The sequence below is a fragment of the Mesorhizobium sp. IMUNJ 23232 genome (genome assembly GCF_044326205.1).
GTDB lineage: Bacteria > Pseudomonadota > Alphaproteobacteria > Rhizobiales > Rhizobiaceae > Kumtagia.
In genome coordinates, this window is the sequence record NZ_JBIRCY010000013.1 from 39,384 (window position 1) to 50,527 (window position 11,144).

Annotated in this window: 10 protein-coding genes; 8 read left to right on the forward strand and 2 right to left on the reverse strand. The window is 62.1% G+C overall.

The window, feature by feature from the left end; translation table 11 throughout:
• Positions 1-84 precede the first annotated feature (84 nt).
• The gene (locus ACH196_RS12000; protein WP_396647130.1) at positions 85-633 is read right to left on the reverse strand and encodes a DUF6931 family protein; all 549 of its coding nucleotides are present in this window, start codon (positions 631-633) and stop codon (positions 85-87) included.
• A 16-nt stretch (positions 634-649) separates the two neighbouring features.
• Entirely contained in the window at positions 650-2,449 is a 1,800-nt protein-coding gene (locus tag ACH196_RS12005) for a type VI secretion system Vgr family protein (protein ID WP_396647131.1), read from the reverse strand.
• A gap of 61 nt (positions 2,450-2,510) precedes the next feature.
• Between ACH196_RS12005 and ACH196_RS12010 the strand changes: the two genes are divergently transcribed.
• From ACH196_RS12010 to tssG, 8 genes are all read left to right on the forward strand, one after another.
• Complete coding sequence (locus ACH196_RS12010; protein WP_396647132.1) at positions 2,511-3,287, forward strand: OmpA family protein; 777 nt, start codon at positions 2,511-2,513, stop codon at positions 3,285-3,287.
• A gap of 102 nt (positions 3,288-3,389) precedes the next feature.
• Complete coding sequence (locus ACH196_RS12015; protein ID WP_396647133.1) at positions 3,390-4,724, forward strand: ImpA family type VI secretion system protein; 1,335 nt, start codon at positions 3,390-3,392, stop codon at positions 4,722-4,724.
• 80 nt (positions 4,725-4,804) lie between these two features.
• On the forward strand, positions 4,805-5,344 hold the full coding sequence (gene tssB / locus ACH196_RS12020) for a type VI secretion system contractile sheath small subunit (RefSeq protein WP_396647134.1): 540 nt from the start codon (positions 4,805-4,807) through the stop codon (positions 5,342-5,344).
• Between the two features lie 41 nt (positions 5,345-5,385).
• A complete protein-coding gene (tssC, locus tag ACH196_RS12025; protein WP_396647135.1) occupies positions 5,386-6,882 on the forward strand; it encodes a type VI secretion system contractile sheath large subunit in 1,497 nt (498 codons plus the stop codon).
• 83 nt (positions 6,883-6,965) lie between these two features.
• The gene (locus ACH196_RS12030) at positions 6,966-7,448 is read left to right on the forward strand and encodes a type VI secretion system tube protein Hcp (RefSeq protein ID WP_349005430.1); all 483 of its coding nucleotides are present in this window, start codon (positions 6,966-6,968) and stop codon (positions 7,446-7,448) included.
• Positions 7,449-7,598: 150 nt separating this feature from the next.
• Positions 7,599-8,147 (forward strand): type VI secretion system baseplate subunit TssE, encoded by a 549-nt coding sequence (tssE, locus tag ACH196_RS12035; protein ID WP_396647136.1) that lies wholly within the window; start codon positions 7,599-7,601, stop codon positions 8,145-8,147.
• Between the two features lie 6 nt (positions 8,148-8,153).
• Positions 8,154-10,106 (forward strand): type VI secretion system baseplate subunit TssF, encoded by a 1,953-nt coding sequence (gene tssF, locus ACH196_RS12040; protein WP_396647137.1) that lies wholly within the window; start codon positions 8,154-8,156, stop codon positions 10,104-10,106.
• Positions 10,103-11,140 (forward strand): type VI secretion system baseplate subunit TssG, encoded by a 1,038-nt coding sequence (gene tssG, locus ACH196_RS12045; protein ID WP_396647138.1) that lies wholly within the window; start codon positions 10,103-10,105, stop codon positions 11,138-11,140. Before tssF ends, tssG begins: the two co-directional genes overlap by 4 nt.
• The last annotated feature ends 4 nt before the right edge of the window (positions 11,141-11,144 follow it).

Here is an 11,144-nt window from a genome sequence, read left to right on the forward strand (position 1 = left end):
CTATCGGCCAACCCAACCGCTGCGCAATGAAATAGCTTGCACCCGAAACGGCGGCAATGGCGCGGCCCCGAAGAGCAGCCGCACTCAATTTTCCGTCATCTGGATGCCCATCGACACGCACGCCTCCAGCACCACCGCGCGCTGCTTCAGCGGTACGCGGGCAATCGCGCTCAGAATCGCAGCGTTGACGGCGCGCGCCGTCAGGAACGGCGGCGGCACGACGGGCGCCATGCCCGACGGCGCCATCGATCCGCCGCTCCAGCCGGCGGCCAGCGCGATCCAGGCACCCGGCGTCTTCACCGGAGCGGCCATTCCCGCGTCAAGTGCTGCGTAACGGCGGTCCTCCTCGGGCTCACGCACCCAGTCCTCCGCTGCGGCGAGCAGGTCCGGGTCCTGGCTGGTCAAGCCTTCCGGCAGGTTCTTCAGGCATTGGTGGCCCCACCAGACGGCGACCCGCCTCGGCAGCAGATAGGCGCAGAAGGTGACTGCGTCCTCCGGCGTCGGGCTGGTGACCAGGTCGCGCAGATATTCGATGGACGGGCGCTCGGTCGGGGTGGCCGCCATATCCTCGGCCACGGTTGGAAACGTCTCGAAAAGTTCTCGAGCGGTGTTGAAGCGGAGGCGGCTGCTCATCTATCCGGACCTTCGCTCAGTTGATCTTCACGATGGTGCCGTTGATGATCATTGTCGCACCGGCCTCGTGCTGCGACAACAGTTTCGAATTCGACTTGAACTGCAGGCTGGTCGTGATTTCGACGTTGGGCGATTCGATCTTGATGGACATCGGATCCATCGTGATGACGCTCTTGCCGCAGGTGATGGTGATCTTGGTCTTGGCCGTTATCTTCAGCTCGTTGCCGACATCCAGGGTGTCGTCGTTCTTGATCGTAGTCTCGCGATCGTTCTTGACCAGCCGTTTCTCGTCGTTCTCGATCGTCGAATCGAGATCCTTCTGGCCATGGAAGGTGACGAGTTCCGATCCCGCGGAATCGTCCATGACAAATTCGTTGTAGCCGCCACCCCCCGTGGTCGAATTTGTCTTCCAGCCGGAAATGTTCTTTTTGCCGGGCAGCTCGTAGGGCGGCATATTGTCGGCATTGTACACGCTGCCGACGACGATCGGCTGGTCGGGATCGCCTTCGAGGAACTCGACCAGCACCTCGTGCCCGACCCGCGGCGTGAAGATCGCGCCGAAATTCTGGCCGGCGAAGACCTGGGCGACGCGGACGCGCCGCGACTCATCGGATTTGCGGTCCCAATGGAAGCGCACGAGGATACGGCCGTATTTGTCGCAGTCGATCTCACCGTCTCCGACCACTTTCGCCGTCTGCGGCCCGCGGATGAAAGGTTTCGCGGTCACCGCCGCCGGGGCGAAGGGCTGGTCGGAGCGCATGAACTCGTAGACGCCCTTGTAGGGTTCGCCGCTTCCCGTACCGGAGCGATAGCTCTCGCCTGTAAAGCTGTGAGAGGCCTGCAGCACGAGATATTGTTCGTTCTGGGCGCCGTCGGGATGCTCGACGAGGTTGACCAGCGCGCCGGGATAGAGGCTGGCGCAATCGCCCTCGGCGTGGAAATGGCTGTCCTCGGCGCGGTTGCGGTCGAGTTGCACCTGGGCGTAGTCGTTACCGTCCGACTGCTCCACGTAACGGCCGGGATAGACGTAGCTTTCGAGCGTGCCGTGCTCGTATTTCGCGTCGCCGGTCTTTTCCGCCTTCATATTGGCCGACGGCTTCTTGAAGTCGTAATCGTTGAGCGCCACCTTGCCGGTCGTGAACTTGCGCTCGGGACGCCACAGCGCGATGTGCTCGGTGTTGCGGCGGTGCTGCGCGTCGACGGCGATGAAGGGGCGGGACCCCCGCGGGACAGGAAGGTAGGCCGAACTTCCGTCGCCCATAACCAGCTTGTGGGCGCCGTTGGTGTGCCTGAAATGATAGCTGATGCCGTGCTCCTCCATGAGCCGGCAGACGAAGTCCATGTCGCTCTCGCGATATTGCGCGCAGTATTCCAGCGTCGGATAGCCACGCGACAAAGAGGGTTGGAAATCAGCGAGGCCGCCATGCTCGCCGAACACCTGCTCGATAATCTGCGGCGCCGTCTTGTCGTGGAAGATCAGCGAGTTGACGCGCTTGGACAGCATCCATAGCCACGGTCGCAGGATCAGTTCGTAGATGTTTCCCTCGACACGCGTCTCCAGCCAGCGCGCCTCGGCCAGCATGCCGTCGAAGATCCGCTTGTCGTCGTCGACCGTCGTCAGTGTCAGCGTGCAATGCTTGCCGATCGCGTCGTCGAAGCTGAGGAGGTTCTCTTCCTTGTTGACGGCCTCGATGCGGTATTCGAACAGTTGGCTAAGGCCCTCCTTGCCCTCGAAGGAAATCAGCGCCAGGCGGTCTCCACCAAGCGGGGTTTCAAGTTGTCCTTTCCGCTTGTCTTGTGTGTAGGAACTGGCCATGGCAACGAAATCTCCTTGAAGCCGGAGCACCGGTTTCCCAGCGCTTCCTCCCGGCCGACGGATGCAGAAAAAGGCACGCGCAGCATGGACCATATGGCTGTTTCTTTTCCAGCCTATGTCTCACCGACGGCGAATCGTATCCAAACCGATCTTCTATAAGCTAGCCAAACTGTTCAACAATCGGCGGAAGGAACGACGCGGAAAAGCGTCGCCGACAAGTCACGGTCTCAGTTTCATTGACACAATGTTCCGCCGCTCCTATCATTTTCGTTCATCATTCCAACCTGTATTCGTTAAAAGAGGTCTAGGTGCTATGCGCAAGGCAATGTTCGCATCGGTCCTCGCCGTCACAAGCTTCTGCGGATTAGGCGTCGCTGCCGCCGGTCCGCAAATGACGTCGGACCAGATTGTAAAATATTTCGGCGACACCGCCGATCTGGGTGCCAAACGGGGTATCTGCATCGGCACCATGGATGAATGCAACAAGGACCAGCCGGCGCCGACCGGTCTGGACATGCTGATCAACTTCGATCTCAACTCGGCCGACCTCACCCGGCAGGCGCGCGAAAACCTGAACGAATTCGCCAAGGCCCTGAAGGACGATCGCCTGCGTGCGGCCACCTTCGTCGTCGAAGGGTATACCGACGCTTCCGGCGCAGAGCTCTACAATGACGAATTGTCAGCGCGGCGCGCCCAGTCGGTGACTGCGTTCCTGCTCGCCAACGGCATCAGCCGGGACAAGGTGGAGGCGGTGGGCCTGGGCGAGAAGAACCCGCGCGTCGCCGACCCCTATGACCCGGTCAACCGCCGCGTCGAGATGAGAATCAAGATTCAGTAACCGCGATATCGAAGCAGCGACACGAAGCGGAAACGCAACGCACGGTATGGTCAGTACAGGCGCTCCGTTTGATGGGCGCCGGTATTGAGATCGAAACCCGCGATGCAATTCGACAGTCTTCTCAACCCCGTCTCAGAGACCGAGCCTTGCGGCCCGGATCTCGATGAGGTTGGCGACGACAAGTATCTCAACTACATGCTCGGCGCCGACAACCGGATGCCGAGCCGTTATCTCGACGCCGAGACGGGCGTACCCTTCGATCGCGCCACCATCGACCTCAAGGCCGAAACCAAATCGATCGGCGAATTCCTCGAACAGTCCCGCGACCTCAGGCTTCTAACGCTCGAAGCCCGCTTCCAGGCGCTGGCGGGTCAGTTGAACGGCTTTTCCGAGTGCCTTCAGGCAATTGCGGCCCTGCTCGAAAAACACTGGGACGACGTCCACCCCCGCGGCTACGAAGGCGATTTCACGCTCAGGCAGAACACCATCGGCGTGCTCGAAGACCGCACGACGGTGATCCTGCCGCTGCAATACGCGCCGATCGTACGCGACCAGCGGGCCGGGCCGATCAGCCTGCGCAACCATGCGGTCGCGATGGGTACGGCGGCGGCGCGCGAGGAAGAACTCAGCCTCGACATCAACCAGATCATCGAGACACTGCGCAGCGAAGGCCATCGCGCCGGGATCGATGCCGTTCACGCCTCGATATCGGCTGCCCGCATTGCGATCGCTTCGATCCAATCCTCTTTCGACCAGGGAACCAATTACGAATATTCGCCGAACTTCGAACTGTTGAGCGGCGTGCTCGACCAGTTGTTGAAATTCATCGAGAGCGCCCGCCCCGATCTTGGCGGCGCTGGTGCGGAGCCCGAAGAGTTGCCAGCCGCCGGCGTGGAAGGTGACGCCGGAGCACAAGATGGTTCCGCTGCCGCCACGACCGGCAAGGCCCCCGCGCGCGCCGATGCGATCACCATCGCCGATCATGCGGCGGCGGCGGCGGCGCTCCTGGCGGCGGAGCAATATTTTGGCCGCTCGGAACCTTCCTCGCCAGCATTGATCCTCGTTCATCAGGCGCGGCTGCTCGTCGGCAAGCCGCTGGTGGCGGCGCTCGAAGCGCTCCTGCCCGACCACGCGGAATATGCCTCGATCGTCGTCGATTCCTCCGTCGGTTTCGAATTCAACATGACCAAGATGCGGGCGATCACCGAAGATTATGCGGCGACCACCGAAGAAGCCGTGCAGGACACCGACGCTCTTCCCGAATTCAAGGCTGACACCCGGCCCCAGGCGGTGGCGCTGCTGACCGGGGTCGCGGCCTTCTTCCGCAACGTCGAGCCGTCGAGCCCGATACCTATGGTTCTGGGTCGGGCGGAGCGATTCACCAGCCAGAACTTCCAGTCGATTATCGCTGACCTGATGCCCAAAAAGGCCACATGATGAGCGAGGAATCGGCAGTGAAAGAGTTTGACAAGCCGCGGCAACTTCGTGTTCCATGCCGCATAAAGAGGAACTGAACGATGTCGGACAGCGGTCAGAAATTCATCAAACGCAATCGTCCTCCTCGTGTTCAAATCTCGTATGAGGATCCCTACAACGCCGAAAAGCAGGTCGAACTGCCTTTTGTGATGGGAATACTGTCTGATCTTTCGGGCAACGCTTCGAAAGTCACGAAAGCGCCGATGGCGGAGCGGAAATTCGCCAATGTCGACATGGACAATTTCGAGGACTACATGGCGAGCGTCGAGCCGGCCGTGACCTTCCGTACGCCGAACAAGCTCTCCGGCGACGGCAAGGAACAGCTCGGCGTCAGCCTCACATTCAAGCGCATGGAAGACTTCACCCCCGGCGCGATTGCGAGGCAGGTGCCTGCGCTGAGAGCCCTTCTTGAAGCCCGCGAGCAACTTGCCAATCTCCAGCGTTACATGGACGGTAAGGTGGCAGCCGAGGACCAGCTCAAGAAACTGCTCGCCGATCCGGAGCTCATGAAGGCGCTGAAAGAGCGCCGCGATGCCGCCGTTGCGGCCAATCCGCCTGCCGAGAGCGAGGACAACGCTTAGCGTTTGTCGCAAGGCAGCGAAACATAGCGGAGGCAAGACACGTGGCGACCGAACCTACACTCGAAAAAGCCCCAAGTGGCGGACCTGCGGTTCAAGAAACCGAGGATTTCTCGGCTCTGTTGAAACAGAGCTTCAAGCCGCGCAGCGAACGCGCTGCGACGGAAGTCGAGAACGCCGTCAACACGCTGGTCCAGCAGGCGCTGGCCGACACCAGCCTGATCAAGGACGACGTGCTGGACACGATCGACGAGATGATCGCGCGTCTGGACGAGAAGCTGTCGGAGCAGGTCAACGAGATCCTGCACAACGACACTTTCCAGCAGATCGAAAGCGCGTGGCGCGGCCTCCACTACATCGTCTACAATTCCGAGACGGACGCCAGCCTGAAACTGCGCGTGCTCAACGTCTCGAAGCAGGAACTGTATCGCGACCTGCGCCTCTATCCGGATGCGAAGTGGGACCAGAGCCCGCTGTTCAAGGCTGTGTACGAGCAGGAATTCGGCCAGCTCGGCGGACATCCCTATGGCGCCCTGGTCGGCGACTACCATTTCGACCATTCGGCGGTCGACATCCGGCTGCTCCGGGACCTCGGCAAGATCGCCGCGGCAGCGCATGCACCGATGATCTCGGGCGCCGCTCCCGGCCTGATGGGCATGGATTCGTGGACGGAGCTCACCAACCCGCGCGACTTGAGCAAGATCTTCGACACGCCCGACTATGCGGCCTGGAAGTCGCTGCGCGATTCGGAAAACTCGCGTTATGTCGGCCTGTGCATGCCGCGCGTTCTGGCCCGCCAGCCCTACGGTGCGAAGTCGCTACCGGTCGAGGAGTTCAATTTCGAGGAACAGACCGACGGCCATACCGGCCACAAGTATTCCTGGATGAATGCCGCCTATGCGATGGCAGCCAACATCAACCGGGCCTACAAGGAATATGGCTGGACTGTCCGCATCCGCGGCGTGCAGTCGGGCGGCGAGGTCATCAACCTTCCGACCCACACCTTCCCGACGGACGACGGCGGCGTCGACCTCAAATGCCCGACGGAAATCGCGATCAGCGACCGGCGCGAGAACGAACTCTCGAAGTCCGGCCTGCTGCCGCTGATCCACCGCAAGAACACCGACAAGGCGGCCTTCATCGGCGCCCAGTCGCTGTACCGGCCCAAGAAATACGACAAGGAAGAGGCCACGGCCGCCGACAATCTGTCGGCCCGTATCCCCTACATGTTCGCGATATCGCGCTTCAGCCACTACCTCAAATGCATGGTGCGCGATCAGATCGGCGAAACGAAGGAGCGTCTGGAACTGGAGCGCTGGCTGCAAAGCTGGATCAACCTGTACGTCGACGCCGACCCTGCGAATTCGTCGAACATAACGAAAGCGCGCAAGCCGCTCGCGGCAGCCCGCGTGGACGTTTTCGAAGATGCGGAGAACCCCGGATTCTACGGGGCACGTTTCTACCTACGCCCGCATTTCCAACTGGAAGGCATGGATATCGGCATGAGTCTGGTTTCGCGGCTACCCGCAAAGGCGGGATGACAGCGAATCCTTTGCCGGGATTCAGAGCACTCACAACAACGAACAGCAGCTAATGCGCTGTTTTAACTGTCAGGAGGACTGCTATGGCGCAAGACATGTTTATCAAGATCGGCACGCTCAAGGGCGAAGGCCAGGACAAGGAATTTCCGGCCTGGATCGACGTCCTGGCGTGGTCGCTCGGCGGTTCGCAGAGCGGCACAGCCAGCCAGGGCGGCGGCATGGGCGGCGGCAAGGTGAGCTTGCAGGATTTTTCCTTCACCAAGTACACCGACATCGTCTCCCCCAAGCTCTGGGGCAAGATGTGCACCGGCGAACACTATGACGTCGTCGAGTTCAAGGCGCGCAAGGCCGGCGGCAAGCCGTTCGTGTATCTTGAGATCAAGATGGAAGACGTGATCGTCACCAGCGTTTCGACGGGCGGCAGCGGCGGCGAAGACCGTACGACCGAAAACGTCACGCTGAACTTCAAGAAGTTCAAACAGAAGTACAATCAGCAGTCGAAAAGCGGCGGCCTCGAGGCGAGCGACGACTTTGCTTTCGACATCGCCCAGAACACGCAGGCATAGGGCTCTTCAGCCACATCGCCTCGCGCGACTGTTACGATTGCCTTCGATGGGCGAAACTGCCGGCTCGCCAGGGCCGGCAGTTGCCATTTTGGCCATGAGACGCTGTTTTCAACCCGTCTTTGAAGCCGTCTGCCCTCAGGGATGAACGGTATGCGAAAACCCAGGAACGAGGCGCACTATCAGGCGCCCCTGATGTCGGCCTTCCGCGAAGCCTTCGAGGCCCGGGACGCCAAGGAGAACGCCGTCCGCGTCGTCGACGGCGAGCGCATCATCGAGGGCCGCAACTCGCGGCAGCGGCGCAGCGACGAGCCGGCGTTGAAGCGCGACCTGTCGATCGATCTCGTCGCCTTGCTCAACACCATCAACATGGCGTCCACGGTTCCGCTCGACGGGCTGAACTATGTCCGCGATTCCGTCCTGAACTACGGCCTTCCCGACATCACCCACCTGACTAGCGAGGAGGTCGGCGTCGACGGCATTCGTGCCCAGCTTGCGCATGTGCTGACCACCTATGAGCCGCGGCTGATCTCCGAGACGATCAGCGTCGACAAGGAAATCCGCCACAACGAGGTCGATCAGCGGGTGCAGTTCACCGTCTCCGGCGAGATGTTCTGCACGCCGGTCGACGTCGCGGTGAATTTCGTCGCCGAACTGGAGATCAGCTCGGGCAAGGTCAACCTGACCCGGTTGCCGGGCTAAAACAGCATGAATCGCGACTTCCTCGACCTCTACCAGCTCGAACTCAAGCAGCTCTACGAGAAGTCGAGACAGTTCGCCGAAGAATATCCCGGCGTGGCGCGCCGCCTCGGCGGGCTGATCGAGGACAAGATGGACCCCGGCATCGCCGGCCTGCTGGAAGGCGCCGCGTTCATGGCGGCGCGCGTGCAGCTCAAGATCAAGAGCGAGTTCCCCGAGTTCACGGCCGCCCTGCTCGACCAGGTGATGCCGGATTATCTCGCGCCGATCCCGTCCGCCGCGCTCGTCGAGGTGGCGCCGGCCTTCGACGATGGCAACCTCAAGGACGGCATCAATTTCCCCGCCGGCGCCTATGTCGACGCTGTCTATGTCGAGCAGCAGAAGCGCATCTCCTGCCGCTTCCGGCTGTGCAACGCGCTGACCATCTGGCCGCTGCATCTGGAAACCGCGCAGTATTTCGCCGCGCCGCCGCCCTTGCAGGCGCTCGGCCTTGAAATCCTGCCTGGCATCGCCGCAGGCCTGCGGCTGGGTTTCCGCCGCAGGACGACAAAACTCACCGACGACCGGCCGGGTGTCACGCCGCCCGGCGCCCCGGTCAGCGCCCTCCCCATCGACATGCTTCCCGTCCATCTGGTCGGCACCGAGGTCGATTCCGTCGCGCTCTATGAACAGATCTTCGCCAACTGCCGGCGCGCCACGCTGCGCTATCTCGACGAGTTCGGCGACCCGCGTTTCGTGCCGCTGCCTTCAGACCTCATCCAGCAGATCGGCTTCGAGGAAGGCGAGTCGCTGTTCGGCCAGCATGGCCGGGTGTTTGCCGGCTTCTCGCTGCTGCGCGATTTCTTCGCCTTCCCGCAGAAATTCCTCGGCTTCCGCCTCGAAGGCCTGCGCAAGGCGCTCGGCCAGGTCAAGGCGCACGCTTTCGACCTGCTGTTCGAATTCGACGCCTCGATCCCGCGCCTCGCCTCGGTGGTGAAGCCGCGCAGCTTCTCGCTCTATACGGCGACCATTGCCAACCTGTTCGAGATGCAGTGCAGCCGCGTTCCGATCCGCCGCAACGAGGCCGAGCATCATGTCGTGGCCGACCGCAGCCGCTGGATGGACTACGAGATCTACCGCGTGCTCGACGTCTTCGCCCACTACAGCGGCAGCAGCGAAAAGGTGCGCACCTTCCCGCTCTATAGCCTGCCGACCGACAACACGCCGCTCGCAGAAGCGCTTTTCCACACGACACGCCGCTTGCCCCGCCGCGAGACCGTCCAGGAACAGCGCATCGGCGCGCGCACCAGCTATGTCGGCTCGGAAGTCTTTTTGTCACTCCGCGAGCCCGTGAAGATCGACGAGAAAGACAGGGTGCGCGAACTCAGCGTCCGGGCGCTTGTCTCCAACCGGCATCTCACCGAACAGTTGCCGGTCGGCGAAGCCGGCACCGATTTCCATCTGGCCGACGACACGTCGCTGCCGCTGCGCTGCCTGGCCGGCCCGACGGCGCCACGCGAATCCGTGCTTGCCGCCGAACGCCGCCACCGCACCGGCGCGCCGCCGGGCGCCATTGCATGGAAGCTGATCAACCTTTTGTCGCTCAACCATCTCGGCCTGACCGACCGCGGCCCGCAGGACCGCGCCGGTGGCCTGCGCGAACTGCTCGGCCTCTTCGCCGACTTCTCCGACGTGGTGACGGAACGGCGCATTCGCGGCGTGATCGGCGTATCGAGCCGGCCGATCACCAGGCGGCTCCGGCAGGCAAACGGCTTCAACGCGGCGCGCGGCGTTGAAATCACCGTCAAGTTCGACGAACGCGCCTTCGAGGGCAACGGCATCATGCTGCTCGGCGCCGTACTCGACCGTTTCTTCGCCGAATACACCTCGATCAACAGTTTCACCGAGACGGTGATCGAGTCCGCGCAGCGCGGCATCGTCAAGCGCTGGCCGCCCCGCGCCGGCAATGGCGAAACGCTATGAGCTATCGCGACGATCTCCGCGCCGATCCCTACGGCTTCGACTTCTTCTCGACGATGCGCGAGTTCGAGCGGTCGAGCCCGGACAAGCCGCGCATCGGCGAGAACCGGGTGCTTGCGGAAGAGATCGTCAGCCTCGGCCAGGATCCCTTCCTCGAATTTCCGGCCTCCAACCTCAGCGGCTATGAAGACGCTCCAAACGGCCCGCCGAAGGTGCGCACCCGCTTCCTCGGCTATTTCGGCCCGCAAGGCGCTCTGCCGCTCAGCACGACCGTCGAGGCGCACCACTGGTCGTCGCAGCGCGACCAGTCCTATGTGCATTTCACCGACATCATCTCCAACCGCTTCCTGCAACTGTTCTTCCGAGTGTGGGCCGACGCGCGCCCGATCGCCCATGCGGACCGGCCGGAAGACGACCGTTTCTTCAATTATGTCGGCTCCTTCACAGGTGTCGGAACGGAAGCTTTCCTCGACCGGGATTCGGTCGAGGACATCGCAAAAGTGTCGTTCGCCGGCCTCACCGGTTCGCGCATCAAGAGCGCGGTCAGGCTGCGGCAACTGGTCGAAAGCATATTGCAGGTCAAGGCGGAGATCGAGGAGCGCATCGGCAGTTGGCTCGTCTTCGAACCCTCCGACCAGATGGCGCTGGGCTCCCGCCACTCCGGCCTCGGTGTCGATGCCGCGCTCGGTGTGCGCGCCTATTCGATCAACGACAAGGTCCGAATAAAGATAACGGCCACGAACCTCGAACAGTACAAAAGACTGCTTCCGGCCGGCGAGCTTTCCGAGATCCTGACCGATCTCGTTTTCTATTATCTTGGTCACCGCTTCGATTTCGACGTAGAATTGGGCCTTGACGCGGCCCTGGCGCCGCCGGTCCGCCTCGGCGTCTCCGGTGAGCTCGGCTGGACCTCGTGGATGGCACCAAAAAAGCCGCCCGAAGGCGAAAAAATCTATCTGAGCGATGCGCGCTTCGATCCGATGGAGCGGCGGCGCGAGACGATCGCCAGAGAAGCCAGGGCAGCCGCGCGGACATAGATAG